General features: G+C 64.1%; 24 protein-coding genes and 4 pseudogenes. 17 read left to right on the top strand and 11 right to left on the bottom strand.

Translation table 11 applies throughout. From position 1 onward, the window contains the following. Window positions 1-4 precede the first annotated feature (4 nt). Both ACV7NQ_RS42455 and ACV7NQ_RS42450 read left to right on the top strand, forming a co-directional pair. Window positions 5-724 carry an amino acid ABC transporter permease gene (locus ACV7NQ_RS42455; protein WP_463364651.1) on the top strand — a complete coding sequence of 240 codons (720 nt, stop codon included), beginning with the start codon at window positions 5-7 and terminating at the stop codon, window positions 722-724. A gap of 5 nt (window positions 725-729) precedes the next feature. Continuing rightward, window positions 730-1,527 (top strand): amino acid ABC transporter ATP-binding protein, encoded by a 798-nt coding sequence (locus ACV7NQ_RS42450; RefSeq protein WP_463366023.1) that lies wholly within the window; start codon window positions 730-732, stop codon window positions 1,525-1,527. A gap of 958 nt (window positions 1,528-2,485) precedes the next feature. Here the strand turns inward: ACV7NQ_RS42450 and ACV7NQ_RS42445 are convergent. Beyond that, on the bottom strand, window positions 2,486-3,007 hold the full coding sequence (locus ACV7NQ_RS42445) for a porin PorA family protein (RefSeq protein ID WP_463366022.1): 522 nt from the start codon (window positions 3,005-3,007) through the stop codon (window positions 2,486-2,488). A 220-nt stretch (window positions 3,008-3,227) separates the two neighbouring features. On the opposite strand from ACV7NQ_RS42445, the gene ACV7NQ_RS42440 reads away from it, so the two are divergent. After that, window positions 3,228-4,013 carry a transposase family protein gene (locus ACV7NQ_RS42440; protein WP_463364650.1) on the top strand — a complete coding sequence of 262 codons (786 nt, stop codon included), beginning with the start codon at window positions 3,228-3,230 and terminating at the stop codon, window positions 4,011-4,013. On the opposite strand, the gene ACV7NQ_RS42435 is transcribed toward ACV7NQ_RS42440, so the two are convergent. From ACV7NQ_RS42435 to ACV7NQ_RS42420, 4 genes are read right to left on the bottom strand one after another with little or no spacing between them, the layout of a single operon-like run. Continuing rightward, the gene (locus ACV7NQ_RS42435; protein WP_463364649.1) at window positions 4,004-4,510 is read right to left on the bottom strand and encodes a porin PorA family protein; all 507 of its coding nucleotides are present in this window, start codon (window positions 4,508-4,510) and stop codon (window positions 4,004-4,006) included. The genes ACV7NQ_RS42440 and ACV7NQ_RS42435 overlap by 10 nt on opposite strands. A 57-nt stretch (window positions 4,511-4,567) precedes the next feature. Then, a complete protein-coding gene (locus ACV7NQ_RS42430) occupies window positions 4,568-6,127 on the bottom strand; it encodes a class I adenylate-forming enzyme family protein (RefSeq protein WP_463364648.1) in 1,560 nt (519 codons plus the stop codon). Next, complete coding sequence (locus ACV7NQ_RS42425) at window positions 6,124-7,641, bottom strand: phytoene desaturase family protein (protein WP_463364647.1); 1,518 nt, start codon at window positions 7,639-7,641, stop codon at window positions 6,124-6,126. Before ACV7NQ_RS42425 ends, ACV7NQ_RS42430 begins: the two co-directional genes overlap by 4 nt. Continuing rightward, the gene (locus ACV7NQ_RS42420) at window positions 7,634-9,460 is read right to left on the bottom strand and encodes a DUF3556 domain-containing protein (RefSeq protein WP_463364646.1); all 1,827 of its coding nucleotides are present in this window, start codon (window positions 9,458-9,460) and stop codon (window positions 7,634-7,636) included. The genes ACV7NQ_RS42425 and ACV7NQ_RS42420 overlap by 8 nt, the downstream gene beginning before the upstream one ends. 453 nt (window positions 9,461-9,913) lie before the next feature. On the opposite strand from ACV7NQ_RS42420, the gene ACV7NQ_RS42415 reads away from it, so the two are divergent. Then, the gene (locus ACV7NQ_RS42415) at window positions 9,914-10,753 is read left to right on the top strand and encodes a transposase family protein (RefSeq protein WP_463364645.1); all 840 of its coding nucleotides are present in this window, start codon (window positions 9,914-9,916) and stop codon (window positions 10,751-10,753) included. Between the two features lie 43 nt (window positions 10,754-10,796). On the opposite strand, the gene ACV7NQ_RS42410 is transcribed toward ACV7NQ_RS42415, so the two are convergent. Then, window positions 10,797-12,086, bottom strand: coding sequence for a PucR family transcriptional regulator (locus ACV7NQ_RS42410; protein ID WP_463364644.1), 1,290 nt, complete (start codon window positions 12,084-12,086; stop codon window positions 10,797-10,799). 98 nt (window positions 12,087-12,184) lie between these two features. Next, window positions 12,185-12,457, bottom strand: a complete 273-nt coding sequence (locus tag ACV7NQ_RS42405) for an enoyl-CoA hydratase/isomerase family protein (protein ID WP_463364643.1) — start codon at window positions 12,455-12,457, stop codon at window positions 12,185-12,187. Window positions 12,458-13,029: 572 nt separating this feature from the next. Between ACV7NQ_RS42405 and ACV7NQ_RS42400 the strand changes: the two genes are divergently transcribed. The 10 genes and pseudogenes from ACV7NQ_RS42400 to ACV7NQ_RS42355 form a co-directional block, all read left to right on the top strand. Next, complete coding sequence (locus ACV7NQ_RS42400) at window positions 13,030-14,214, top strand: lipid-transfer protein (protein WP_463364642.1); 1,185 nt, start codon at window positions 13,030-13,032, stop codon at window positions 14,212-14,214. 4 nt (window positions 14,215-14,218) lie between these two features. Next, the gene (locus ACV7NQ_RS42395; protein ID WP_463364641.1) at window positions 14,219-14,677 is read left to right on the top strand and encodes a MaoC family dehydratase N-terminal domain-containing protein; all 459 of its coding nucleotides are present in this window, start codon (window positions 14,219-14,221) and stop codon (window positions 14,675-14,677) included. Beyond that, entirely contained in the window at window positions 14,674-15,087 is a 414-nt protein-coding gene (locus tag ACV7NQ_RS42390) for a MaoC/PaaZ C-terminal domain-containing protein (RefSeq protein WP_463364640.1), read from the top strand. Before ACV7NQ_RS42395 ends, ACV7NQ_RS42390 begins: the two co-directional genes overlap by 4 nt. A gap of 27 nt (window positions 15,088-15,114) precedes the next feature. Further along, a complete protein-coding gene (locus tag ACV7NQ_RS42385; RefSeq protein WP_463364639.1) occupies window positions 15,115-15,945 on the top strand; it encodes an SDR family NAD(P)-dependent oxidoreductase in 831 nt (276 codons plus the stop codon). Next, window positions 15,945-17,050, top strand: a pseudogene (locus ACV7NQ_RS42380) (acyl-CoA dehydrogenase family protein). The gene ACV7NQ_RS42385 and the pseudogene ACV7NQ_RS42380 overlap by 1 nt, the downstream one beginning before the upstream one ends. 35 nt (window positions 17,051-17,085) lie before the next feature. Further along, complete coding sequence (locus tag ACV7NQ_RS42375; RefSeq protein WP_463364638.1) at window positions 17,086-18,279, top strand: TetR/AcrR family transcriptional regulator; 1,194 nt, start codon at window positions 17,086-17,088, stop codon at window positions 18,277-18,279. A 387-nt stretch (window positions 18,280-18,666) separates the two neighbouring features. Continuing rightward, window positions 18,667-19,047 (top strand): hypothetical protein, encoded by a 381-nt coding sequence (locus tag ACV7NQ_RS42370; protein ID WP_463364637.1) that lies wholly within the window; start codon window positions 18,667-18,669, stop codon window positions 19,045-19,047. A gap of 565 nt (window positions 19,048-19,612) precedes the next feature. Continuing rightward, window positions 19,613-21,031, top strand: a pseudogene (locus tag ACV7NQ_RS42365) (IS3 family transposase). 424 nt (window positions 21,032-21,455) lie between these two features. Beyond that, window positions 21,456-21,944: an aminoacyl-tRNA deacylase gene (locus ACV7NQ_RS42360; protein ID WP_463364636.1), complete on the top strand. Its 489-nt coding sequence runs from the start codon at window positions 21,456-21,458 to the stop codon at window positions 21,942-21,944. 12 nt (window positions 21,945-21,956) lie between these two features. Further along, window positions 21,957-22,067: pseudogene (locus ACV7NQ_RS42355) on the top strand (DUF5131 family protein); the annotation flags it as partial. 18 nt (window positions 22,068-22,085) lie between these two features. Here ACV7NQ_RS42355 and ACV7NQ_RS42350 read toward each other — a convergent pair. From ACV7NQ_RS42350 to ACV7NQ_RS42340, 3 genes and pseudogenes are all read right to left on the bottom strand, one after another. Continuing rightward, window positions 22,086-22,361, bottom strand: coding sequence for a hypothetical protein (locus ACV7NQ_RS42350; RefSeq protein ID WP_463366152.1), 276 nt, complete (start codon window positions 22,359-22,361; stop codon window positions 22,086-22,088). Between the two features lie 12 nt (window positions 22,362-22,373). Beyond that, window positions 22,374-22,490 (bottom strand): annotated as a pseudogene (locus ACV7NQ_RS42345) (transposase family protein); the annotation flags it as partial. A 703-nt stretch (window positions 22,491-23,193) separates the two neighbouring features. Next, window positions 23,194-23,454 (bottom strand): metal-sensitive transcriptional regulator, encoded by a 261-nt coding sequence (locus tag ACV7NQ_RS42340; protein WP_463364635.1) that lies wholly within the window; start codon window positions 23,452-23,454, stop codon window positions 23,194-23,196. A 115-nt stretch (window positions 23,455-23,569) separates the two neighbouring features. On the opposite strand from ACV7NQ_RS42340, the gene ACV7NQ_RS42335 reads away from it, so the two are divergent. From ACV7NQ_RS42335 to ACV7NQ_RS42325, 3 genes are read left to right on the top strand one after another with little or no spacing between them, the layout of a single operon-like run. Beyond that, complete coding sequence (locus ACV7NQ_RS42335; protein ID WP_463364634.1) at window positions 23,570-23,965, top strand: carboxymuconolactone decarboxylase family protein; 396 nt, start codon at window positions 23,570-23,572, stop codon at window positions 23,963-23,965. Window positions 23,966-23,988: 23 nt separating this feature from the next. After that, window positions 23,989-24,150: a hypothetical protein gene (locus ACV7NQ_RS42330; RefSeq protein ID WP_463364633.1), complete on the top strand. Its 162-nt coding sequence runs from the start codon at window positions 23,989-23,991 to the stop codon at window positions 24,148-24,150. 22 nt (window positions 24,151-24,172) lie between these two features. After that, window positions 24,173-24,451 (top strand): hypothetical protein, encoded by a 279-nt coding sequence (locus tag ACV7NQ_RS42325; RefSeq protein ID WP_463364632.1) that lies wholly within the window; start codon window positions 24,173-24,175, stop codon window positions 24,449-24,451. 561 nt (window positions 24,452-25,012) lie between these two features. Here the strand turns inward: ACV7NQ_RS42325 and ACV7NQ_RS42320 are convergent. Further along, window positions 25,013-25,663, bottom strand: a complete 651-nt coding sequence (locus ACV7NQ_RS42320; protein WP_463364631.1) for a winged helix-turn-helix transcriptional regulator — start codon at window positions 25,661-25,663, stop codon at window positions 25,013-25,015. Window positions 25,664-25,712: the final 49 nt, after the last annotated feature.

The raw sequence follows: 25,712 nt of genomic DNA, 5'->3' as shown, positions 1-25,712 counted from the left end.
GACCATGCATTCATCCTACCGGCCCGACTGGTCCGTGATCTCACATGCGTTGCCGTTCATGCTCGACGGACTCAAGAACAGTCTACTGCTTGCGGCGATCGCGATCGCGATCAGCATGGTCGCCGCGATTCCCGTCGCGCTCGCGCGAATGTCCAGCTTCGATCTGAGCCGATGGGTCGCGACAGGGTATATCGAACTTTTCCGGTGCACCCCGCTGCTCGTCCAGTTGTTTTGGATGTTCTATGGCCTACCGATGCTGACAGGGATCACCTTGTCGGGATTCACTGCGGCGATTATCGCGCTCAGTTGCAATCTGACCGCGCAAATGGCCGAGGCGTACCGAAGCGGTTTCCAATCCATTCCCGTCGAGCAAATCGAAGCGGCAAAGATGTTGCAGATATCTCGTGCGGACCAGATCCGCTCAATCATCGTCCCACAGACTCTGCGCCAGCAGCTCCCAGTCCTGTTGTCGCTCATCATTAATTCATTCAAGGACACAGCGCTCGTCTCGAGCATAGGCGTTGCGGACTTGATGTTCGCCTCGAACACGCAGGCAACGCAGACATACAGGTCTTTGGAGATACTGACGGTCGCGGCGGGTATCTATTTCGTCATAGCCTTTCCCGTGTCGCTGATAGTGAACCACCTGGAAGAACGAGGGAGACTCGGGGACATGGCGTCGACCGGACCGGGCCTGCTGCGCAAGGTCCTGGTCGGAAGGTGAACGTGATGAACAAGATATCAACCAGCGCCGACGCAACGGCGAGTACCTCTGGGGCGCCTGCCGATCTGGTTCAAATACGTGACGTCACCAAGTCGTTCGGTGACCGGATGATCCTGAACTCGGTGTCGTGCGAGTTCAGGCAGCGCGAGATTTCGGTCATCATCGGCCGCAGCGGGTCGGGTAAGAGCACGTTGCTGCGGGCCATCGCCGGGTTGACGCTTCCTGAGTCGGGCAGCATCGACTTCAGCGGGCGGCGAGTCTTCGAGGACGGAGTACATACGACCAACTGGCCGGAGGCAAGGTCACTGGTAGGCATGATCTTCCAGAGCTACACGCTATGGCCGCACATGAGTATCTTCGAGAATCTCGCGCTTGCCCCGAGGCGTGTGCTCAAGGAGACGAAATCTGTTGTCCGGGACCGTGCTGCGCGCGCCCTCGACGAAGTCGGAATGCTGCCGCATCTCGATAGCAGGCCGGCGCAACTCTCCGGTGGGGAACGACAACGTGTCGCCATCGCGCGTGCACTGATGATGCGGCCGAAGTTGCTCCTGTGTGACGAGATCACCTCGGCATTGGATCCACCCGTCGCAGCCGAGGTACTGGGTGTTCTCAGTCGTCTCAAGGACGAGGAAGGCATTAGTGTAGCGCTGGTCACCCACGACATGGCCTTCGCAGCCAAAGCTGCCGATCGCATCATGTTCTTCTCGCAGGGATGCATTGCAGTCGACTCGACGCCGGAGGATGCATTCGAGAACTCATCCAATGCAGAGCTGCGTTCCTTCGTTGACGCCGTGCGATTCTGACCCCGGTGCTCACACTGCGGACGCAGAACGTCCCGATAGGAAGGGCACGATCCCCAGCAGATCCCAGTGGCCATCGGAGAACGTGGTTGTCAATGGCCATCTCGGGGTGGCTCTGGCACACTGATCCGCCAGTCCTGCACCAGTGCTGTCCATGGCCAACTTAAAGCACTCTGCGGCGGAACTCCTCGGGATATCGCTTCGGCACGAACACATCTCCTTCGACGATGTCGTGACCCAGAAGTCAACTATCTCGACTCCGGCAAATCCGGGGTACATCAAAGTCTCCAGACTCGCCGGGGGGATTCATGCCGACGACGCGCATAGCGCGCCGATCGAGTGGCATTCCTACGAAACACTGCCATCTCTGATGATGTCGAGGGCGCCATGTGATCAAGTGTTTGGGAATTGCGGCGTGCGGACGCCCGCGGTGAGCGCGGCCTACACCCCGTCATCGGGTTCGAGTAGCAGGCGGCGGGCGATGGCACCCGGCTGCTACTTCGACGGCTTCGTTGACGTCGACAAGACTTTGCCCCGTCGAGGACGACGACGCTGTCGCACTCGGCGCTGTCTTCGATTCCAGCGATATCGCTCGGTGCGCTGACCCGGACCCATCGGGCCAGCACTGCGTACTCGGGGTGATCGGCCGCGAACACCGCACCACCGGCACGATGCCAGAAAGCACTCAAAGGTGGAGCGGTCGACGGTGATTGCTTCTCCGTCCGGGGACGGCGTCGATGACTGGTGGACGCGCCGGTTTCATTACGGTCTGGGGCCGCGGAACGTACTCCTCATGGGGTTCGTTGATGCCAGTGAGGCGGTTACGGATGAACAGCGCCCCAGTGCCGGTCTGATCTGCGACGTTGCCGGAGGTCATGGCCTGCAGAGGGACGGCGGGCTGGGGGAGGCCCCAGCGGTGGGTTGCCCCTCGACTCAAATGAAAACCAGCGCGTCACAGCCCTTACCTTCTGCGATCGCGTCGAGCGCGAACGGTGCCGACCGCCAGCAGGCCCGTACCCATCACCAGCAGGGCGGCGGGCATCCACACGCTTGCGATAGTGAGCAGCCGAGCCTGTGATGATGCGGTGTCGGCGGCGGTGGTGACGGATTCGTGGGTGAGCTTGGTGTCGGTGCTCAACACCGGAAGCAGGGCCACGTTCTTTCCGCCGACCGTGACGTTTGCGATCACCTGCTGCTTCAATCCCACATCGAGTGGCGCGCCGGGGGTTTGGTCGGCTGCCATGTCGATGTCGGTGGCGGCGGTGTAATTGAGCGGGACAGGGTCGGGCAGGGTGTCGACGGCCCCGGCGAGTTCGTGTTGGAGGGCTGTTGGCAGCAGGGGCGCGATGGAGGTCATCATGGATTTCGGCAGAGCCGCAGGCAGAGCCGCGAGCAGCGTTTCGTTTTTCAGAGGTCCGGTAGCCGAAATCGCGTATTTGTAGACGTCGCGGCCGGCTACGCTGCCCGAGCCATGGAGGCTTATTCATAACCCTCGGAGGCTGATGTCGGTGCGGGTATCAGCAAACTTGTGGCGTGATGGTGCGGTACGGAGCGGCGCGGTCTTGTTCCCGGAATTGCCTGCATGGCAGCAGCTTCGAGTCGGCCACCGTGTCGAGGAGCCCGGCGTGTCAGCCTTGTAAAGGCAACGGCTCCAAAGTATCTCATTCGCGAAGACCAATTCTGCGGAAGAGATACGAGGAGCCGTGCGGTACGAGGCTATTACGGGGCTGACCCATGGGCAACTGATCGAGCTCACGGCACGTCTGCACCCCGAGGTCGGCGTGTTGACCTCGGCGGGACGCCCCTACGTGCTGGGCCTGTTCCGGTCGGTTGCGTTGGTGGTCACATTGATGCGCAAGAACATGACCCAGGACGTAGCGGCGGCGTTCTTCGGTGTCAGCCAGCCGACCGCGAGCCGCCGCCCGGATCTGCTGCGCCCGTTGATCGGGGAGGTCCTCGCCGAATTCGTCCCCGACCCCGGGGAGATGATCGGCAAGGGAACCGCCCGCCTCGACGGCACGATCTGCCCGACCTGGGACTGGTCGGCGATCCCAGACCTGTTCTCCGGAAAGGCCGGATACCCCGGCATGAACGTCCAAATCGCCACCGACCTCGACGGACAGATCGTCGCGATCTCGACCACGCCGGTGCACGGCGCACGCCACGACGCCCACGCCTACGCCGCGTCCGGCCTCGCCGATGCGCTCACCGATCTGCACACCGTCGCCGACCTCGGCTACGTCGGCGTCGACGGCATCGACCTCGTGCCGATCAGGAAACCCAAAGGCCGCGACCGCCACCCCGACGACGCCACCTTCAACACCGAACTGTCGGCCGTCCGCGCCACCGTCGAACGCGCAGTCGCCCACCTCAAAACATGGCGCATGCTCAGCGAGGAAGGAGGCCGCTACCGCGCCCCCATCGACAAATACGCAAGCATGCTCCAAGCAATCATCGGGCTACTCTTCTTCAGCAGGGCTTATGAATAAGGCTCATGGTATGTCATTGGTACAGCGGTGCGGGTTGCCGAGTCGTAATACCGGTAGGAATCATCGGCTTTCGGGTGCAGCGGCAGGGAGATGGTGAGACCAGAATGCGGTTCCACCGTCTCGCCGGAAGATGCCTCGGCAGCGTCGAGGGTGCTGCGGTCGAGGGCGTAAGCATGATTGTTCGGCATCGATACGCCACCTGGTGCGTTGAGTGTGATGTCGTCGTGCACCACGGCCGTGTCGCCGGAGACGCCGGACACATAGACGTGGCGGTCGATGGTGACCGGGATATCCTTTGCCATCGCATTCGCCACATCACCGGCCTGTAATGCCTGCTGGTTGAGCATGTTTGCGGTACCCGCGTAGTGGGCGGTCACGTCCAGGCTGTCGGGAAGCTTGGACATGATCGGTACCACGACGAATCGAAGCACCGCCGCCGCGGCGATGAGAATCACTCCGATCGCGGTGAGCAGGATTGAGGAACGACGCCATGCCATGGGGATCTCCTGAGGTTTCAGTAGGACAAGAACACGCGCGGAACCAACGCGCGGCGCTCAGACGATCCGCGGGGAATCGACCCAGAATTGCTTGCGTAGTTCGCGTTTGAGCACCTTGCCGACGGGCGAGCGGGGAAGGTCGCCGATCACGATGGTCTTGGGCGCCTTGACCGATCCGAGGTGCCGCTTGCACTCGGCGATGATTGTCTCGGTGTCGATCTGCTCGCCCGGTTTGGGCTCGATGACCGCGGTGACCGCCTCGCCCCATGTCTGGTCGGGCACGCCGATGACCGCGCAGTCGTTGACCTGCGGGAAGGTATGCAGGAATGCCTCGACCTCGGCGGGGTAGACGTTGAATCCGCCGGTGATGATCATGTCCTTCTTTCGGTCGACGACGTAGATGAACCCGTCCTCGTCGCGCATGCCGACATCGCCGGTGCCGTGCCAGCCGCCCGGGCGTCGGGTCTCGGCGGTGGCGTCCGGGTTTTCCCAGTAGCCGGTGAAGACGAGATCGGATCGGATGACGATCTCGCCGCGCTCGTCGGGTCCGAGCAAAGTGCCGTCGTCAGCCATGATTTCCACCCGGGCGATCACCGATGCGCGTCCGCATGAGGCCAGACGCCGCCGCTTAATTGCGTCGCGGCACGCATCCTCGATTTCAGTGCGTTCGAGAACGGTGCAGATGAACGGGGCCTCGGCCTGTCCGAAGACCTGAACCAGGACGGGACCGAAAACCTGCACGGCCTCGGCCAGCCGGTCCGGGGCGATGGGGGAGGCGCTGACCAGGAAGTGTCGCAACGACGAGTAGTCATGTTCGCGGACGTCGGGCTGCGCGAGCAGACCGTAGAGCGCGGTCGGGGGCAGGAAGATACGGGTCGCCCGGTTGCGCTCGATCGACGCGACGATCTCCGAGGGGACCACACCGTCGTGGACGATGATGCTGCCGCCCTCCGCGATCACCGGGAAGGCCGCACATCCGGCGGCATGGGTCATCGGGGTGGCGCAGATATAGCGCGGCGGTTCGGGCTCGGCGAGATGGACGTTGAACGCCGTGCACATCAGGTGGAACTGCTTGTTGGTGACCGGAACTCCCTTGGACTTGCCGGTGGTTCCGCCCGTGGCCGCCAGCATCACCACCCGACTGGTGTCGAAGGGGACGTCCGGAACAGTCTTGCTTTCCGGTGCCATCCAGGTATGCAACTCCGGGTCGCCGGGCCGGCCGGCACCGATCGAGATCGCCGTTTTGATCGTGGGGACACCTTCGATGAGAGTGGTCGCAAGCTCGGCGAGCGTGCCGCGGTAGATCAGCCGTGAACATCCGGCGGTCGTCAGGAAGTCGATCAGGTCGGCCTTGCGGTTCGCGACGTTGACAGCGGTCCAGATGCCGCCGGCCCGGATCACTCCGACGACGCAGGCGAAGGCGAAGGGATCGTTCGGGCTGTAGACGGCGACGCGGTCACCGAGTTGCAGCCCGTCGGCGAGCAGCGCGGCAGCGATGCGGTGGGTGAGCGCATGGAATTCCTGGTGCGTGAGCATTACGGTGCCGTCGGGCGAGAGCATGCACGGCGCCGCTGGTGCGATGCGGGCACCCCGGTCGATGTAGTCGATCAACATCATGGTTTCCGGTCTCCTGCTGCGGGTGAGATCGCGAAGTTGGTGTGGCTACGCGGTGAGGGTGGGGGACTGTCGGCGTTGCCGCCGGATACTTTCCGCTGGCTGTGATTGAGGTACCGCAGGGCCGAACGGGCCGCGTTGTGCCCGCACATGCCGTGGACACCGGCGCCGGGAGGGGTGGATGCCGAGCAGATGTACACGCCCGGGATGCCTGTGCGATAGGGGTCGAGCGCGGTCCTGGGCCGCATCGCGACCTGTCTGGGCGTGTTGGCACCGCCGATGATGTCGCCGTGGATGTTGTTCGCGTTGTACACGCTGAGCTCGGCGGGGTTTCGGACGAAGCTGCCGACGATGCGGTCGCGGGTGCCGGGGGCGAACCGTTCGAGCTGGCCCAGTATCGCGTCGGTGGCGTCGGCGGTGTAGCCGCTGGGCACATGCGCGTACGCGTACACGGGCACAATGTCGCCGACCGACCGGGCCGGATCCGCGAGATATTGTTGGGCCACCAGAACGAAGGGCCGTTCGGGCATTCGCCCGGCGTTGACCGCATACTCGGCCGCGACTACCTCCTCGAAGGAGCCGCAGACGTGCACCGTGCCCGCGGCGTGGCAGTACTCGTTGGTCCACGGCACACCGCCGTCGACAGCGAGGTCGACCTTGAAGGCGGCAGGGGCGTGTCGGAACCGGCGATAGGCTCGTCGAACACGAGGTGGCAGAGCGTCTCCGGCGATATCGGCAACCGCACTGGGGTCAAGGTCGAACATCACGATGTCAGCGGCGGGCAGTTCCGAGAGGGATTGCACGCGGCGGCTGGTTTCGATCTTGCCGCCGTGGTCGGCGAGAACGTTCGCGAGAGCGTCGGTGATGCGCGCCGACCCGCCCTTGGCGACCGGCCACCCGTAGCGGTGTGCGATCGCCGCGAACATGATCGCGTACGCCGAGGTGGTCGGCCGGTTCAGCGGAAACCATCCATGGGCTGCGTTCCCTCCGAACAGGGCGCGGGCTTCCGGCGTTTTCCATAGTCGTGCCAGGACCGTTGCCGGCATCAGTGCTGCGGGTCCGAAACGCGCGAGCAGCAACGGGTGCCGCGGTATGTGGGGCAGCGGCTGAAGTACTTCGGCGGCGAGTTCGTCGAATCCGTTCGCCAGCGGTTCGAACACTCGCCGCCACCTGGGCCCGTCGGCGCCGAGCAGGTATTCGGTCTGCTCGAGTGAGCGCGCCATGACGCCGGCGCGGCCACCGTCGAGGGGGTGGGCGAGGTCGATGTCGGGCCAGGCCCATTCGAGGCCGTGGGATTGGAGATCGAGGCTGCGAAAGAACGGGGAGGCGAGGGCGATCGGGTGGATGGCGGCGCAGTCGTCGTGGATCAGACCGGGCAGGATCCGCTCGCTGGTGCGGGTGCCGCCTCCGATCGTGTCGGAGGCTTCCAGGACCGTCACGTCGACACCTTGCTGGGCCAGGGTTACGGCGGCGGCGAGCCCGTTGGGTCCGGAGCCGACGACGAGTGCATCAGACATCGATACTGTTCGGGATCGTGTCGGTGGTGTCCTCGGACCGAGCGTTCTTGCCGCGGGCCAGAGGTTGGACCGGCCACCGCCACGAGTGGCGGGTGATCGGGCTGTCGATCACCTCGACCGGGAAGGTCGGGTCATCAGGATCGAGGCACGGTTGGCGGGTCAGCATGTCGTCGGTGTAGACGTATCCCTGCTCGATCAGGCCGGTCTTGGCGTCGACGATCCGATAGTGCTGACGCTTCCGGTGAATCGGCTGCGACTCCAGGAACACCAGGCGCAGCTCGCCCTCCTCGAAGTTGCAGCGCCGCTGGACGGCAGCCAACTGCCCTTCGTCACCAATGTGGCCGTCACCGAAGTTCCAGCCGCTGATCACGCCGGTGAAGGGTTCCCCGTCGACGACCACGTAGTCGTCGAGGTTGTCGACCGCGCGGCTGAGCAGTCCGTTCAAGGCTCGGCCCTGCGGGTGCATCGACCGGAACGCGCGGAACCGGAACGCCGTCACCTGTGCGAAATCGCGGTTGTAGAGTGTCTCGAGCTGAACCTCCATCAAGCTGGACGCCTTGGTGATGTGGGTGTCGAGCTTCTTCTCGGCGCCGTTCTTGAACAACCACAGCCCGACCGCCCAGTTGCCGGCGTAGTAGCGCATGGCGGGCAGGAACGAGACCAGATCGGGCCGGACGTTGCCCAGGATCACCGGGAACACCAGCGCCGCAAGCAGGAAGGCGATCAGCAGCGGGTTGGTCAGGTCCGACAATGCCACGTCGGCGTGGCCCCAGAAGAGGAACAGCGTGCCGAAGATCATGAACACGTTCCACTCGTTGGGTACGCCCACCGGGATCGTGGAGATAATGTGCAGGTGGAAGATGACCATGAGGCCCACGGCTAGCGCCGAGACGATGCCGCCGTGGCTGAAGAGCATGACCCACGGCAGGCCCAGCTCGATGACGGTCCCCGTATGAGCCCATGCGAACGCGGTCTTACTCGGCCGGATGTCCTTGGTCGGGTGGATGTACATCGCGCGCTTGAGTGACTTCGGCCGCAGCGGCGCCGCGCTGATCATGACGGCCACGACCGACGGGAAGATGTGGGTGAGTTTGGAGGTGCCGGCACCGATCCAGATGAGTAGCAGCGCCATCTTCAACCCGATCATCATCTGGTCGTAGGGGAAAAGGAAGATGACCGAGGCGACGAGATACATTTCGGCTCGCGCGGCCAGGAACACCACCTTGTCCCGCAGTCCCATGAGGCCCCCCAGCACGACGATGGCCACGATCGGCGCGTGGTGGAGTAAACCGACCGAATAGCCGGGGGGCGGCGTGCCGACACCGGGCGAGAGCAGCGTGTAGATGAGCACGGCGATGAACGCCGTGAACAGCGATACGTCGACGACCGTGCGGGCGTCGCCGCGCGTCAGCGGGATCTGACGGGGCCAGGGCGGCTGCCGGACGGTGCCCGGGCGGAACCAATGCAGAAACGCGGTAAACGGGGGAAGGAATCTGAACATCAGCGGGCCTGAGCCGCCAGCGACACCGAGCACCTCGACCAGCATCGTGAAGAGCACGACCTTCTGGTACACGATCGGTTCGGTCCACCATGTAGAGAAGTCACCGATCCCGCCCAAGCCGGGTGTGGTGGCAACGATCGCGAGCCCGCCGAAGATGTAGGCCGTAATCTTCAAAATGTAGAAGATGTGGATGACAGGCGGGGAGTCCGCTCCGTGCTCGACCCATCGCAGCACCAGCGGGTGGATTTTCCGAATATCGGTGAGTGTGTTCCACGACACCGGCTCCACGGGGATCGGTGGGGCTTTCAGCTTCTTCATCAGGAGTTCTCCTCGAACCTGTTGCGGTGGCGTTAAGTGTGAATTTCGTCGCATTACCGGGCCATGTGCGGAAGAACAACACGTTTGTTTGCCGGTCACAAACGGCACGAGTAACGTCTCCGGTACTGTGCGGGCATGACCGCATCGGACGCGGCTGTCGGCCCGCTTCTGTGACTCGACCGATTCGACTGGGCGGTCACCGCGCTCAGCTGAGGCGCTGGCGTGACCGAGGCGAGGGGGATGCACTGATTTGCAGTGTCAATTGGCGCGTGATGAAGTGTTTGCGCTGGATCTGATAGGGCGAGAAACTCATTGAGCCTTTCCGGGTAGCGGTGGTGTCGGCCGCGTGACCTCGCGACACGCCGGAAGCTGTTGGGGTGCAACAAGAAACGCAGAGCCCCTGGTATGAGGTTGTCTCGACCAAGATCCAACTTCACAGAGGCTCTGCGCAAGATGGGCGTGACATACACGGCGGTTCTGCCGATCTCCGAGACCACGGTCGAGTGCCTGGCCGGCGTGCTCGAGACCCATCGACGTGTTCGGGGCACCCGGTGGCGGGCGTTGACCTGTTTTGATCAAGCAGTGATGGCGTTACGCTGGTTCCTCGACGGCACCCGGATCGCCCAGCTCGCGGTCGACAACGCGATCGGTAAGACCACCGCCTACGACTACCTGCACGAGGTGATCGACACCCTCGCAGCCCAGGCTCCGGACCTGACCGCGGCACTGCTGGCAGCGAAAATGGCTGGCCATACCCATGTTTCGGTCGACGGGACACTGATCCACACCGACCGGATCAGCGAACTCGGCCTCACGGTACGTCAGGGGCGCAGCACCAAACCGGTGGACCTGTGGTGGTCGGGAAAACATCACTGCCACGGCGGTAACGTGCAGGTCGTGACCGCCCCGGACGGATGGCCGTTGTGGGTCTCGCCGGTCCGGCCCGGCCGCGAGCACGACGTCACCGCCCTGCGTACCCACCCCGCGCTGCGTGTCGGGCTCACCGAATGGGTCAGCCAGGCCGCACGGCCTGTGCTGGGCGATCTGGGATACGAAGGCGAAGCCGAGTTGATCACGGTCGCGGTCAAGAGGCCGGCCGGCGGCGGACTGACCGACGCCGAGCGTGACGCGAATAAGGCCCACAACAGCAAACGCGCCATCGGGGAACGAGGGAACTCGCTGCTCGAGACGTTCAAGGCGTTGCGGCGAGTCAGCCTGTGCCCGTGGCGGATCGGTGCGATCGTCGCTGCCGCTCTCGTGCTCCTCCACATCGAAAACGATCGCACGACATGACCACGACACACCGCTACCCGGAAAGGCTCATTGTGCGGTGGACCTATGAAGGTCCCTCGGGGAGTGAATTCCCGGTGGTTTCAACGATTCTCAGCGCCATTTCAAGTTCGAACCGATCCTCACTCAATGGGCGCCCCCGCAGTCGTTCGGCGTTGCGCAGGCGGTAGAGCACAGTGTTCTTGTGGACGAAGAGGCGCTGTCCGACGGCCGCGGCCCCGTCGGGGGTGCTGAGGGATAGCCGGAGGGTACGCCTCAGGCAGGCAGTGGTGTCGTCCTGGGCGGCGAGGCCGCCTAGCTGTTCGAGCACAAATGCGCGGATCCTGGACACATCCGTGTTCAGCAATGTCATCGCGGCCAGGGGTCGGTATCGGCATACCCCGCCGCTTGCCGCTCGGGCTTGTGCGAAGGAAAGGACCGACTGTGCTTGCTCAAACGTGCGCCGGAAGCCATTGACGCCCGTCTGTGGTTCGCCGATCGCCAATCCGATGCCCTCCGACACGTCGAGACTGTCGAATCGGTCGGGAGCTGCAAGAGATTCGGCGTCCAGCCAAGCGCATACCCCGGCGTCCTCGGTCGACGTCAATAGTGGCCGACCAACGCCTAACAGTGACGCGACACGATTGAGGTAGCGGCCCAGTCGTTCGATTTTCTGCTCGGGTTCGTCGTTGTGTCCGAACTGCGCGTCCGCGACCGCGATCAGCGCCACATGCCGACCGGACATCCGCCACCCGACGCGGCGTGACGCCTCGGTCTCGTCTGTCAGCGTGCCGTCCAGTACCGCGCCGATTGCCTGTGCGAGCCGGAGTTCGTGGTCGCGTCGAAAGCGTCGACTCTCCTCCGCGAGGGCCTCGAGGCTCGATGTCAGCGCCCGGTCGAACAGCGTGAGGCTGATCTGCGAGGCCAGGCTGGTTCCCCGAACGAGATCGTCGACTTTACGGGCGTGCTCGCCGAGGTGTCGGAAGACGTCATCGAAGTAGGGGGCCTGTCCAGTGCGGTATATCTGGATCAGGGTGCTGGAATCGTGACCGTGCTGAACGAAGACTGGCACCACTTCCAGCGACTCGGTCGCCACCGGGGCAACATCGCCGCCGCACAGTTGATCAACCACTTGCCTGAGATTCGATTGAGCCGACTGTGTGATGGCATTCCGCACCGCCGCGGAGCCGTCGAATTCGAAATGCCGTGAGAGCACAATGTCGGCATACTTGCGGGCGTACTCCGGGGCGTGTCGCTGCATGTCTGCTGCGGCGGCTGCGAGCAGTGCCCGCAAAGCCGAGTCGGGCTCGCCGTCGGCCCGCGGCGTGGTGCTGGTTGTCAGCCGTTTCCGATCCATGAAGTCTTCTATCTCGGTGAAAATCGCCCTGATGTGAGTCAGGGGTAGTCAGGACGCGGTATGGCGTACGCCATTATAGGCATCAAATGTGGTCTACATCATAGTAAGTTGCAGTCTTCCATCTGGTCGGCGAGCCGTGTCGACCGCGTGCGCGGATCGCTCATCTCGTCGGCTGGCAGCGAACTCCGATCCAAGCCCGAGCAGAACCCGCGCCCGGCGCCCGTGAGGACGATAACCCGTATATCAGGGTGCGCCCCAGCTCTTCGACCGCTCCGGATTCCGTGCATCAGGTCCCATGTCAGCGCGTTGAGCACGTGCGGGCGATCGAGGGTGATCGTCGCGATCACGCCATCTACCTCCACCCGGATCATCGCTGCGCCACCTCACGATGCGACAGCGCCTCGCACAGTTGGCGTTTGAGCATGATTCCGGATGGATTGCGTGGAATCTCTTGCGCGACAACCAGATCGCGGGGCAGCCAGCGCCGTGCGATGCGAGACGCGGTGAACCTTTCCAGCGTCGGACTCACGAAGATCGCGCCGAACCGGTGCCCGGCCTAGAAGGCGATGACGAATCGGTCGACGTTGCTGACTGGCAGGGCCAGCCGGTCGTCCGTATGCAGACCGCGTTCGGCCGGCCGTCCGTAGGTGTAGCGGGTGTCGCCGCATACCAGCGCCTCTCGGTCCGGCGCGCGGGCGGCGGTGATGCGCAGGAGCGCGCCGATAGGTCGGCATGGTTCTCCTTCAGCTGGCCCTCATGGTCACGGCCAGCGCGACCCAGGCGGTCGTGACCGAACTCCTCCAGATACTATAAGTGAATGCTAGATAGTTGTAAACGGTGAAGTTTGGGTGAAGGCGCCGATTGCATGCGTGCTATTGACATGTGCTAGCTAGACGGTGCTCAATAAGTGAATATTAGATAGCCAAATTTGAGGAGTTCGGTGATGAGTGCGCGTACTCTGGTGGCGGGCGTGGGGATGATCCCGTTCACCACTCCACGCATGAGTGAGACCTACGACGTGATGGGCGAGCGTGCCATTCGCGCGGCACTCGCCGACGCTGGCCTCGACTACGGGCGGATCCAGCAGGCCTACGTGGGCTACGTCTATGGCGATTCGACCTCCGGGCAGGCCGCGCTCTACCGGGTCGGCGCCAGCGGTATTCCAGTGGTCAACGTCAACAACAACTGCGCCACCGGTTCGTCGGCGCTGTTCCTGGCACGGCAGGCGATCGAGCACGGCGTCGCGGATGTGGTGCTGGCCTTGGGTTTCGAGCAGATGCAGCGCGGCGCACTGGCCATGTCCTACACCGACCGGCCGACTCCGTTCGACAGTTTCGGCGAGGTGGTCACCCGTCTGCAGGGTTCCAGCGATGCTCCGTTCGCCGCGCAGTACTTCGGTGGCGCCGGTCGCGAGTACGCCGAGAAGTACGGCATGGACCCGAAGGTTTTCGCCGAGATCGCGGTGAAGGCGCGCAAGCATGCGGCCAACAACCCCTACGCGGTGTTCCGCGACCCGATCACCGTCGAGGAGGTGCTGGGCTCACCACATATCTATGGTTCGCTGACCCGGCTGCAGTGCTGCCCGCCCACCTGCGGCGCCGCCGCCGCTGTGCTGGTCAGCGAGGAGTACGCGCGCAAGCACGGCCTGCGGGCCGACGTGGCGATCACTGCCCAGGCCATGACCACCGACTTCGCATCCACTTTCGACAGCGCCTCGATGGCGAACATCGTCGGCTACGACATGGCCAAGGCCGCCGCGCAGCAGGTCTACGAGTCGGCTGGGGTCGGCCCGGAGGACATCGCAGTGGTCGAGTTGCACGACTGCTTCACCACCAACGAACTGCTCACCTACGAGGCGCTGGGACTCACCGCCGAAGGCACCGGGGAGAAGTTCATCGCCGACGGCGACAACACCTACGGCGGACGCGTGGTCACCAACCCCTCCGGGGGGCTCCTGTCGAAGGGACACCCGCTGGGCGCGACCGGGTTGGCCCAATGTGCCGAATTGGTCTGGCAGCTGCGCGGTCAGGCCGACAAGCGTCAGGTCGACGGCGTGAATGTCGCTCTGCAGCACAACATCGGGCTCGGCGGCGCGGCCGTGGTGACCCTCTACCAGAAGGTGGGTTGAGCTAATGCCCGTGGACACCACGGCAATCGGCGCCGAATTGCCGCGGACTGAACTCACCGTCGACGCGGGCCGATTGCGATACTTCGCCATGTCCATCGGCGAGACCAACCCGATCTTCACCGACGAGGTAGCGGCGAAAGCCGCAGGGTACGAACGGCTTCCTGTGCCACCGACCTTCCTGTTCGCTATCGAGTTGGAGAATCCGAATCCCTTTGCCTGGCTGGTCGAGCTCGGTGCAGATCTGCGGCATCTTCTGCACGGCGAGCAGCGGTTCACTTACCACTCGGTGGCGCATGCCGGTGACATCGTCACCGCCCGGCCCCGCATCACCGACATCTACAGCAGAAAGGGCGGTGCGCTGGAGTTCATCGTGAAGGAAACCACGGTCACCCGAGCCGACGGCACCCTGATCGCCGACCTGACCTCCGTGCTCGTCGTCCGCAACCCAGAAGCAACCAAATGAGCACACCTACAGCGGAAGTCGCGGTCGGCGCCCAACTGCCACCGCTCACCGTCGGCCCGATCACCCGCACCACCCTGGCCCTGTTCGCGGGCGCCTCCGGCGACCACAACCCAATGCATGTCGACATCGACGTCGCCCGCTCGGCCGGTCTGGACGACGTGTTCGCCCACGGCATGCTCTCGATGGCCTACCTCGGCCGCATCCTCACTGATTGGGTTGAGCCGCAGTCTATTCGCTCTTACCGCGTGCGCTTCGGCGCGATCACCCCGGTTCTTGGTGAGCCGACCGCAACTGCCGTCGTCGCCGCGATCGAGGAGGTCGACGGCGAGCGCCGGGCCACGCTGAATCTCGCGGTCACACTGCCAGACGGCACCGTCACCCTCACCGGTGCCGCCGTCATTGCCCTCTGAACCCGCAACCGCACAAGGACATTCACCATGGGAAATCTCGAAAACAAGGTCGCCATCGTCACCGGCTCGGGCCGCGGCATCGGCCGTGATATCGCACTGAAGTTCGCCGCTAAGGGCGCGCGGGTCGTGGTGAACGACCTCGACGCCGAACCGGCCAAGGAAACCGTCGCCGCGATCGAGGCCGCCGGTGGCGAGGCGGTCGCCGCGCCGGGAAGCGTCACCGAGGAGGGCTTCGCCGAGAAATTCGTCGCCGCCGCCGTGGACAACTTCGGCGGGCTGGACATCATCGTCAACAACGCTGGCTACACCTGGGATTCGGTGATCCAGAAGATGACCGACGAACAGTGGGACGCCATCCTCGACGTGCACCTCAAGGCACCGTTCCGGATCCTACGCGCTGCCCAACCGGTAATCACCCGACTGGCGAAGCAAGCAAGGGAAGCCCGCGAGCCGATCCCGTGTCGCAAGGTCGTCAACATCTCCTCGGTGGCCGGCACCGGCGGCAACGCTGGGCAGGCGAACTATTCTGCCGCCAAATCGGGGATCATCGGCCTGACCAAGACCCTCGCCAAGGAGTGGGGCCGCTACAACGTCACCGTCAACGCGGTCGCGTTCGGCCTCATCAAAACTCGTCTCACCGAGGCGCCGGCCGACGGTGACAGCACCATCGACGTGCACGGGCGTGAACTGAAGGTCGGCGTGAATCCCGATCTGCTGTCGGCCATGGAGCGCATGATCCCCCTGCGCCGTGCCGGGACTCCGGCCGAGGCCGCGGGTGCGGTGTATCTGCTGTGCACGCCCGAATCCGACTACGTCAGCGGGCAGACGCTGATCTGCGGCGGCGGGTACACATTCTGATGCTCGGCGACGCGATCGGCTATGAGGCCGCCTGGTTCGACGGCGATGTCGTCGCCGTGGCGCAGATAGCTACGACGTTTTTCAAGACCGAACGCTGCCACACCAGGAACGTTTTGCGGCGCAGAAGCATGTCGACCGCGAATTCTGTTACAGGGCAGGCGAAGTCGGCCTGCTGTGCGCCGGAATCCCGGAAAACGATGGAGGCGGCGGCGGAACGATCGCCCACGATGTGGCGATCTTCGACGCGCAATACCGGCTGGGCGACACCAGCTTCGGCAACATGGTGCACAGCGGTCTGATCGCACACTATCTGCTCGCATACGGCACCGAGGAGCAGAAACAACGGTGGCTACCCGGCATGGCCAACGGCCAACTCGTCGGTGCGATCGCCATGACCGAACCTGGCATAGGCTCGGATCTGAAAGCCGTCCGCACCACCGCGATTCGCGGCGGCGGACGGTACCAGATCAGCGGCGCGAAAACATTCATCTCCAACGGCAAACACGCCGACCTCGTCATCGTCGTCGCCAAGACCGACCCCGCCGCCGGCTACCAAGTCGGATGGCTACTCGACAAGGTCGGCATGAAAGGACAGGACACCGCAGAACTCTTCTTCGACGACGTCCGGGTCCCGGCAGACACCTGCTCGGCACCGAGAGCGCCGGATTCGGGTATCTCATGAAGCAACTCGCCCACGAATGGCTCATCGTCGCGGTCTGCGCCGCGGCAGCGACCGAGGCCGCACTCCAGGAAACGGTGCGATACACCAAGCAGCGCACGGCGTTCGGCGCGCCATTGTTCGACATGCAGAACACCCGCTTCGAACTGGCCCAGTGTGCGACGCTGGCCCGGCTCTGCCCGTCTTCGTCGACGAATGCATCGAGCAGCACCTGCGCGGCCAGCTGGACAGCACCACGGCCTCCATGGCCAACTGTCGGCCAGCGAGATCCAGGGACAGGTCGTCGACCGGTGTGTGCAGTTGTTCGGCGGCTACGGCTACATACTCGAATATCCGATCGCCCGCATGTACGCCGGCGCCCGCGTCCAGCGGATCTACGCGGGCTCCAACGAAGTGATGAAGGAGCTGATCGCGCGCTCGCTGTAGCCTGTCGGGACAGCAGTCAGAGGGAGACGACAACCGTGAGCGAGAACCGTCGGCCGACACTGGAAGCGCCGGCTCGCGGTACCCGCCCCACCAACCGGCGGGCACTGATCATCGTCGCGGCCGCCGATCTCTTCTACCGCAACGGATACGCGAAGGTCGCGATGAAGGACATCGCCGCCGCCGTCGCCATCGGCCCCTCCGCCCTGTACCGCCACTTCTCCGGCAGACAGGACCTGCTCTATGCGGCCGTCGCCGACACCCTGACCACCGTCGAGACGATCCTGGACGAGCTGCTGACCGATCCCACTGCCGACGTCGCAACCACACTGGCCGCGACCATGCTCGACCACCGCGGAACCGGAGTCCTCTGGCACGCCGAAGCCAGACATCTCGCGGACACGGCCCAAACGGAACTACGCCACCAACTACGCGAAATCAGCGCCCGGCTCGCCGAAGTCCTGCAACGCCTACGCCCCGATCTCGCCTCCGAACAAGCCGACTTCCTGTCCTGGTGCGTACTCGGCATCACCACCAGCGTGTCCTACCACCATCTCCACCTTCCGGCGGACCGATTCACCAATCTGATCGCCGACCTCGCCCGCGCGGCAATGTCGGCACCACTGGCCGGATTCAGTCCGGCACCCGGAAGGGAGGATCATGCGGGGATCTCGTGGTCGCCGAGCCGCCGCGAAGCGATTCTCGCCGCCGCCACCCGCCTGTTCGCCCAGCACGGATTCGCTAGCGTCGGAAACGAGGATATCGGCGCCGCTATCGGCATCGCGGGCCCCAGTATCTACAACCACTTCGACAGCAAAGCCGGCATCCTTGCCGCCGCCATGCGTCGCGGCACCGAGCTACTGCACGCGGACATGGTCCGCCAGCTGACACGAGCCCAGGGACCTAGCGACGCAGTGCGCCGCCTCATCACCAGCTACTGCGAGTTCGCCTTCGAGAATAGCGATCTCATCCGACTGCTGACCTCCGAGACCGACCAGCTCTCCCCAGACGAACGCCACCGCACCCGCGCCGCCCAACACGACTACATCACCGAATGGTCCCAGCTCCTGCGCCAGGTCCACTCGACCTGGGATCCCACTGAAACCCGCGTCCGCATCCAAGCCGCCCTCACCGTCGTCAACGACATCGCCGCTACCCCACACCTGCGCGCCTTCGGCCACATCGATGACCAGACCGCAGCCGTATGCAGAAGGATTCTCGACATCGCCTGACCGTCATCAGACCGCAACCAAAACGGGGGACTGCACGAGTCCGCTGCGCGCGGAGCAATCCCGCGCAGCTGGGAGCCTCGTGTTGAGCCTGTGGGCTGGTCGGGGTTCATCCGATTGCGGCGCTCACGAACGGTGCATTTACCGTCGCCTTGTCTGTGGCGATCGCATTCCCCGTCGCCGGAGCCACTGTGTCCTTCAAGGCGTGAACCCTGACTTCCAGGGTCAGCGGCGGTGGCAGCTGGAGCACTCGGTCGAGGATTCTGTCTTGAATACTCAGGCGCGGGTGCCCCTGCTTTCGGCGGTACAACCTGCCATCGGTTCGCCTGATTCGTCGGATCTATCTGTGGTGCAATCGGTTTCAGGGTACTTGCCGGGCGCCGTCGCCCAGTGCATGTCGAGGAACGCACCGATGCCGGACGTGTCGAAGGTCGAACTTTCTCTAGTGCGCAGCGGTCGCTGCCCCTGGACGAGATCGCCCGCGGACCAGGCACGGGCGACTGGCGCAGGGGGCCGGGTTTCGCCGATGACACCACTCTGGAGATCGTGCTGTCCGCCCTGCACCGCGCCGCCCCGGGAACCGGCTTGCCGTTGATCCATGCCGCGCTGAGCGGCTATGGCCTGCGGTTGCACCGCGCCGCACTGGAAGTGCTGGTCAAGTGGTCTGCCCACGACATGCCTGACCAAGTCCACGCTTGGGTGTCCACCGCTGCCGTTCTCGAGCCCGATGAAGAGCTACGGGCCGAGCTGACCGCATTCACCCGCCTCTGACCCGTTACCGGGGCGTGTCAACGTACACGTCGGTGCCTTGACACGCCCCGGCAACGGATGCCTACCACTCATGATCGGGCGGTTCCGCCTCCTCTGCCGGTCTGTAAGCGTTGCGCGACAGGACTCGGCGAAGCAGCCTAGCCAGGTCCGATGGCAGCGCGTCGATCGTGGTGGTCACTATGCGCGGTCCGATGCTCGGCACCGTCTTGCACGTCGTCTATTACCCCGACAATGCGCAGGCGTCGACGTTCGCCGACGGGTGCATGGCCGAGGGGTATTGCGGCAGCCGCGTTCGAGATCCCTTGTTCCGAAGGGTTTCCGGTTATGATCGCCGATCGCGCGGATTGACGGTGCGCACGATTGGACCGAGTTCAGGGTGATCGACCTGCTTGTGGCGGTGTGGGATCAACGGAGGTTGTGCCGCCGACGCCGTCCCCTGCTTGTCAGGCTGAGTTGAGTCCACTGGTTAACAGCAAATCGGCCTGACACGCAGGGCGAGATACGGATCAACTTCTTCATGACCACCAGCACGAGGACCTCAACGATCGGGGGCCACAATGGACGGATGGATTCACCGGGGCCACGAGCCGACGAGCCCAAGCGGCGCCGCGCGTTCAGCGCGGCCGAGAAGCTCGCTCATCTTCGGGCCTACGAGGCCGCTGTCGAGCACGGCGACGGCGGTGGGTATCTGCGGCGTGAGGGCCTGTACTCGTCGTTGATCAGCGAGTGGCGCAAGCAGCGTGACGCCGGGGTGCTCGCGGGCCGCAAGCCCAGCGACAAGATCGGCAAGCTGACCGCCGAGCAATCCGAGATCGCCCGGTTGACGCGGGAGAACGCCCGGCTGAACAAGCGCCTGTCGACCACCGAGGCCGCCCTGGATATTATGGGAAAAGCGCACGCTCTCTTGGAAAACCTTTCCGAGAGAGCGGATTCCGACGAGCAGCGCAAGAAGCGTTGACCGCCGCGTATACGGCGTTGACCGCCGTGGGGGTGCCCACCCGGCAAGCGGCGTCGTTGACCGGGCTGGTGCGTTCAACCGCGATCCGCCGGGGCAAGGCCGCCGCCGCGCTCACTGTGGCGATGTCCACGACACCGCCTCCGGACCCGGTTAACAAGCTGACCATCCTGGAACGAGCGGGCATTCTGGCGGTGCTCACCAGCGACCGGTTCGTCGACCTGGCGCCGCTGCAGATTTACGCCCAGCTGCTCGATGAGGGTGTCTACCTGTGTTCGGTGTCCACGATGTATCGGGTGCTGCGAGAAAACCGGCAAGTCGGCGAACGCCGACGACTGGCGCGACACCCTGCGAAGGTGTGTCCGGAGCTGGTCGCCACCGCGCCCCGGCAGGTGTATTCGTGGGACATCACCAAGCTCGCCGGCCCGATCAAAGGCCAATATTTCGATGCCTACGTGATGATCGACATCTACTCCCGCTACATCGTCGGTGTCCATGTCCATACTCACGAATCCGGTGTTCTGGCAACGGAATTGATGAAGGAGATCTTCGGTGTCCACGCCCGTCCCGCAGGTCGTGCACGCCGACCGCGGCACCTCGATGACATCCAAGACCGTCGCAGCGCTGCTCGCAGACCTCGAGGTCACCCGGTCGCATTCCCGGCCGCGGGTGTCAAACGACAACCCCTTTTCCGAGGCGCTGTTCAAAACCTTGAAATACGGGCCGGAATTCCCTGAACGCTTCGGAACACTCACCGAGGCAAGACAATTCATGGATTCATTCGCCCAGTGGTACAACCACGAACACCGCCACACCGGCATCGGCTTACACACACCCGCCGATGTCCACTACGGGCTGGCCACCGGCAAAGCAGCCGACCGGCGCACCGTGCTCGACGCGGCCCGCGCCCGACACCCGCACCGCTTCGCCACCACAACACCGCCGAAGATCCTCGACCTGCCCCACACCGTCTGGATCAACCGACCCGCCGACGACAACACCCAGGAGACCGATACCTCAGCCGCATAACACACCCAGCGGTCTCATTCGGCTTGACAAATTCCGCAGCAGCCGCGGTCGGCTTCTAGCGTTTACCGACCACGGCCCACCGCAGTAGACCGACTCGGTCCGGTCCGAAACGCCCGCTCATGCCGCATATCGCGCGTCCGGCACTGGGTCGACGCAGATCATGTACGTAGCCGCCAAGAAAACCTGGGAACACCCGCCAACTACACCTGGGAACGGACGGAAACAGGCTCCTCAGCCTTCTCGCCGCCGCTATATATAGCTGGGAGTCACAGGCGTGCGACTCGGTGGGATATGGCGTTTGGGCCGACACCGACCGCTCAATGGCGCAGACTATCCCGCAGAACGGTCTAACGCTGCGTACCCGAGTGCCCATTGCCACCACGTTTCGGTGGTACACGAGCCGATCAGTGGATGGAGGTCCGCAATGTCTATTTCGTCGACTGTGGAAGCATGCTTGCGCGATGCGGGCGTCACGTACGAAGTCGTACGTCATCCGCACAGCTTTACCAGCGCCCAGGCAGCGGAAGCGGCACATATCCCCGGCGACCGCCTCGCCAAGACGATCATGCTCGAAGACGAGCAGGGCTACGTTGGCGCGGTGGTGCCGTCTACGCATCACCTGCGTCTGTCGAAGCTGTGGTCGCAAACCGGACGACATCTGGTGCTGGCCAAGGAATCCGAGCTACGCAACGTGTTCCCGGATTGCGAGGTGGGCGCGATCCCGGCCGTTTGTACCGCGTACGGCGTACAGACGCTGATGGACGAAAGTCTCACCACGGTGCCCGATGTCTACTTCGAGGCCGGAGACCACGAGGAGCTCGTCCACCTGGGTACGGATCAGTTCATGCGTCTGATGGAACAGGCGGAAAAGGGACACTTTTCGCACCGATCGAGCGGCGGTGAACAACACTGAGCCTTCTCCGCAGTGGGTGATCGTCGGCGGGAATCCGGACCGAAGGCACGCCCCATACATGCCGACTGGGTGCGCGACCTGCGTGACCAGTGCGTCGACGCCGAGGCCGCGTTCTTCTTCAAACTTCTCTGCACCAACCTGTCAGGCGGTATCGATCCACGGTCGAGCCGGCAGGGCGTTGAGTTGCTGGGTCCATTCATCGGCGGCGGCGGTGAGTTGGTCGCGGACCAGCCGCAGCAGCGTATCCCGGCTGCCCGGCAACCCCAACTGGGCTGCCAGCCGAGCCCCGGCACGCCCCGCCAGCGCCACCGCGATCCTGGTGAGCATCGCGTTCAGCTGATCAGTGCGCCGTGACCGTTTTACCGTGAGCCCGTCGACCTGTTCAGCGAAAGTCTTTGCCCGGCAGTCGGTATTCACACAGAAGAACCGTCGCACCACCAGCCGCAGGACCATCCTCCGGCCGGCGACAGCAGCATCGGCGAGCCGACGGCGATAGCGGGAATGCACACGGACCGAGGAGGTTCCGCATCCGCTGCACCGGGCCATCGAAGTGGCAACCATAGCGTCCACAAGTACGGTGTCAGCCTCGGTTCGGACATCCTGGATCAGCAGATCGCTCAAGTGCGGCAACAATATTCGAACAAGATCAACGCACGCCTGCCACCTTCACCCATACCGAGCCGGATCTTGCGGTGACACGCCGACCAGCGCGATCACGCTATCTGCGTCAGAACCCTTCCCCTGGCAGCCGATACCTTGTGCGACCGATTGCGGCGACAGTAGCCAGCCGTGACAGCGGCGGCAGTGCGCGACCAGTCTCACCGTGGGCCGGTCATCGGTGGCGGCCATTTTGTTCTCCTCTGGCCAGGGCGGATCCATCGCAAAGTGTGGCACAACGGACCGACACCGAATAGACGAAAAGTGTGGAGTACGCCGAGGGTTCTGTTCCTGTCGGTGGCTGGGGTGACCATTCGGGATATGGAGGGGTCCCGGTAGAAACGGCGCGCAAAACAACACATTTGACCTAGCCCCGGATAACGGGGCCGCTTCGCGCACGGTTGAAGCGGTGTCGCCGCAGGTCGGCAGTCGCGCTGCCCCGGATGTCGGGCTGATATCCGGGGCAGCTCTCAGATCGAGTCGCGGGGCTCTGACCAGCTGATATGCCGAACACTGTTGTTTTCCGCGCCGTTTCTACCGAGACCCCTCGTAGCAGTCCATCTCTGACGTAAGGGTGTGCAGCCTGCGGCGCTCAGGCGAGCGAGAGGAACAGCTTCTCCAACTTCTTCGTGTCGACGCTGTCCGGGCCATCGTGGGTCAGGCAATGTTGGAGCCCGGTGGCCACGAGCGCGTAACCACTGCGACTAAGGGCTTTGTTGACCGCGGCGAGCTGGGTGAGGACGTCCTCGCAGTCCGAACCCTCCTCCATCATGCGAATCACGGTGGCGAGGTGCCCGTGTGCCCGTTTCATCCGGGTGATCACGGCCTTCACTTCTTCAGGGGCCAATCGCATGGTCTTCCTCCTCTACCGGCCGGCGACTGTGCCGGCAGTCTCAGTTTATATCCCCCCGGGGGGATGTTACAGTTGCGTCATATACCCACAGGGGGATATGGAAGGAAGGAACACGATGTCGTCAGCTATCGAAACCGCGCATACCTCCGGTCACGGCAAAGACGTGCTTCGCGAGATTTCCCCGCTACACCGCGAGCTCCGCGGCGCCATCCCTGATGTGTACCGGGGTTTCGGCGAACTCAGCAAGGCCGCCTTCGTTCCTGGTGCTCTCGACCGCAAGACCAAGGAACTGATTGCACTGGCCATCGGCGTGGTCGAGGGCTGCGATGGCTGCATCGCCTCGCACGGGCAAGCAGCTGCCCGTGCCGGGGCTACCCGCCAGGAGGCCGCCGAGGCCATCGGTGTCACTTTCCTCATGCGCGGCGGCCCCGCCACCATCTACGGCGCCCGCGCCTACGACGCATTCTGCGAATTCGCCGACGCTGTCGACGCCGGTGAAACTCCGGCCTGACCATTCCCTGGAGGAATCACCCCATGTGCCGACCCGTCCGCTGCAAGACCTGCGGTAAAACCACCTGGTCCGGCTGCGGCCAGCACATCGCCCAGGTCCGAGCCGCCGTCCCCGCCGACCAGTGGTGCTCCGGCCACCGCAACGTCGAGGGCAGCACGTGGCTGCGCCGCATCCTCGGCCGCTAGAAACCCCGGTCACTGTCGGCGCTTGCCGCTCACAGGCGTGTCGGCGCAGCCCGGGCGCCGGTTGCGGGAGTGGGACGACATTGCGCGGCTGTCCGCGGAGGAAGGCGTCGATGTTGTCCAGCGTGGCTTCGATGAGCCGGTGGCGGGCCTCGTGGGTGCCGGAGGCGTTGTGTGGGGTGATGAGAACGTTGGGCATGGTCAGCAGGACGTGGTCGGCCACCAGTTTCTCCAGTTCCTGTATGCCGGATGTCCGGTCGTGGAAGATCTCGGCCTCCTCGCGGATGACTGGTTCCTCGGGTAGCACGTCCAGAAATTCGACCGCTGTGAGGCGGATGATCACCTGCATGCGTGTGGTGTTGGGGTACACCCATACCCGACAAGACGAAGGACCGCGCTGCGGTGTCGGAATAGGGTCAGAATGTGATCTTCGGAGATATCTGGCGCTGATACTTCGGCGATAGTTGGCGTGTCGTACGACGTCGCTGGGGTTGGTGAGCTGAAGCGGGGTAGTTGTCACATAGGCGGGCTGTTGTCACCGGAGCGCTTTGTCGATCTCGGCGGCCAGCTGTTGGGCGTGTTCGGTGAGAAGTGCTCGGAGATGTCGGTAATGGTTCACCGGGTCCGGGCGGCTGAGTTGGTAGTCCGTGGCGCCGCGGCGGGATGCCCAGTTCGCACGGATGTGTTCGGGTTGCCCCGCTTCGATGGAGCGGGGTGTGTAGCGGAGTTCCCCTCCCCTCGAGTGACGCAGGCGCAGACCCCAGGTCAGCCCGCACCGTCGGTGACAACTACCGTGCTTCTGCTCAAGGATCGTGTTAGGAGCGGCAAACGAAGCTGATCGCCCAGGTCAGACGCCCCGATCGTGTCACCGGGCATGGGCGAACATACCGACGAAGTGGCCGAGGTGCGCCGGGGCGCCGGTCACCTGAACCAGCCCGCCGGCGAGCGCGGACTCGGCTGGCAGGTCTCCCGTCAGCAGAGCGTGCAAGGTATGTACATCCATGATCATTACAGCGTCTGGGCTGGTCGCCTCGCCCTCCCGCGTACTGCAACGACCTCCACTCACCCGCACCTCGAACACCAGGTCATCCACCCTGATCTCGTAAGTCACGTCCGCCGCATCGTCGTTTCCCGGTCGGAACACAGTCCTCATTGCGACGAAGTAGGCGCGCGGCAGTAGCGCATCCTCACGGCTAGGGCTGCCCAGGAACCCCGCTCCCCAGCGCCCGATAGCGGAGAGCACCGGCTCCAGTCCTTGGCCCACCGCGGTGAGCCGGTAGACCGATGACGCGGCCGGCGGCGGCAGGACCGCGCGCTCAACCAAGCCTGCGTCCTCCATCTCCCGCAGGCGCGCGGCAAGCATGTTGGTGCCGATCCCCGGTAGGCCACCCAGCAGGTCCTTGTACCGCTTCGGCCCCAGCAACAGGTCCCGGGTGATGAGCAGCAGCCACCGGTCACCGATCAGGTCCAAAGCCCGTGCCACAGCGCAGTACTGGTGATAGCTCCGCTTCGTCATGCTCCGTCCCTCCTCTGCACTGTCTCTTGCAAAAGACATAACTTCAACT

The sequence above is a fragment of the Nocardia sp. Tas62D01 genome (assembly GCF_055232035.1).
Note: the sequence above shows the minus strand (reverse complement) of the source record. Positions and strands in the feature narration are given on the sequence as shown.

What these genes read in the sequence shown, in the direction of transcription:
- ACV7NQ_RS42455 (WP_463364651.1), top strand. Translation starts at nt 5, where the DNA reads ATGCATTCATCCTACCGGCCCGACTGGTCCGTGATCTCACATGCGTTG.
- ACV7NQ_RS42450 (WP_463366023.1), top strand. Translation starts at nt 730, where the DNA reads ATGAACAAGATATCAACCAGCGCCGACGCAACGGCGAGTACCTCTGGG.
- ACV7NQ_RS42435 (WP_463364649.1), bottom strand. Translation starts at nt 4,510, where the DNA reads ATGGCATGGCGTCGTTCCTCAATCCTGCTCACCGCGATCGGAGTGATT.
- ACV7NQ_RS42430 (WP_463364648.1), bottom strand. Translation starts at nt 6,127, where the DNA reads ATGATGTTGATCGACTACATCGACCGGGGTGCCCGCATCGCACCAGCG.
- ACV7NQ_RS42425 (WP_463364647.1), bottom strand. Translation starts at nt 7,641, where the DNA reads ATGTCTGATGCACTCGTCGTCGGCTCCGGACCCAACGGGCTCGCCGCC.
- ACV7NQ_RS42420 (WP_463364646.1), bottom strand. Translation starts at nt 9,460, where the DNA reads ATGAAGAAGCTGAAAGCCCCACCGATCCCCGTGGAGCCGGTGTCGTGG.
- ACV7NQ_RS42415 (WP_463364645.1), top strand. Translation starts at nt 9,914, where the DNA reads ATGGGCGTGACATACACGGCGGTTCTGCCGATCTCCGAGACCACGGTC.
- ACV7NQ_RS42410 (WP_463364644.1), bottom strand. Translation starts at nt 12,086, where the DNA reads ATGGATCGGAAACGGCTGACAACCAGCACCACGCCGCGGGCCGACGGC.
- ACV7NQ_RS42405 (WP_463364643.1), bottom strand. Translation starts at nt 12,457, where the DNA reads ATGATCCGGGTGGAGGTAGATGGCGTGATCGCGACGATCACCCTCGAT.
- ACV7NQ_RS42400 (WP_463364642.1), top strand. Translation starts at nt 13,030, where the DNA reads ATGAGTGCGCGTACTCTGGTGGCGGGCGTGGGGATGATCCCGTTCACC.
- ACV7NQ_RS42395 (WP_463364641.1), top strand. Translation starts at nt 14,219, where the DNA reads ATGCCCGTGGACACCACGGCAATCGGCGCCGAATTGCCGCGGACTGAA.
- ACV7NQ_RS42390 (WP_463364640.1), top strand. Translation starts at nt 14,674, where the DNA reads ATGAGCACACCTACAGCGGAAGTCGCGGTCGGCGCCCAACTGCCACCG.
- ACV7NQ_RS42385 (WP_463364639.1), top strand. Translation starts at nt 15,115, where the DNA reads ATGGGAAATCTCGAAAACAAGGTCGCCATCGTCACCGGCTCGGGCCGC.
- ACV7NQ_RS42360 (WP_463364636.1), top strand. Translation starts at nt 21,456, where the DNA reads ATGTCTATTTCGTCGACTGTGGAAGCATGCTTGCGCGATGCGGGCGTC.
- ACV7NQ_RS42340 (WP_463364635.1), bottom strand. Translation starts at nt 23,454, where the DNA reads ATGCGATTGGCCCCTGAAGAAGTGAAGGCCGTGATCACCCGGATGAAA.
- ACV7NQ_RS42335 (WP_463364634.1), top strand. Translation starts at nt 23,570, where the DNA reads ATGTCGTCAGCTATCGAAACCGCGCATACCTCCGGTCACGGCAAAGAC.
- ACV7NQ_RS42330 (WP_463364633.1), top strand. Translation starts at nt 23,989, where the DNA reads ATGTGCCGACCCGTCCGCTGCAAGACCTGCGGTAAAACCACCTGGTCC.
- ACV7NQ_RS42320 (WP_463364631.1), bottom strand. Translation starts at nt 25,663, where the DNA reads ATGACGAAGCGGAGCTATCACCAGTACTGCGCTGTGGCACGGGCTTTG.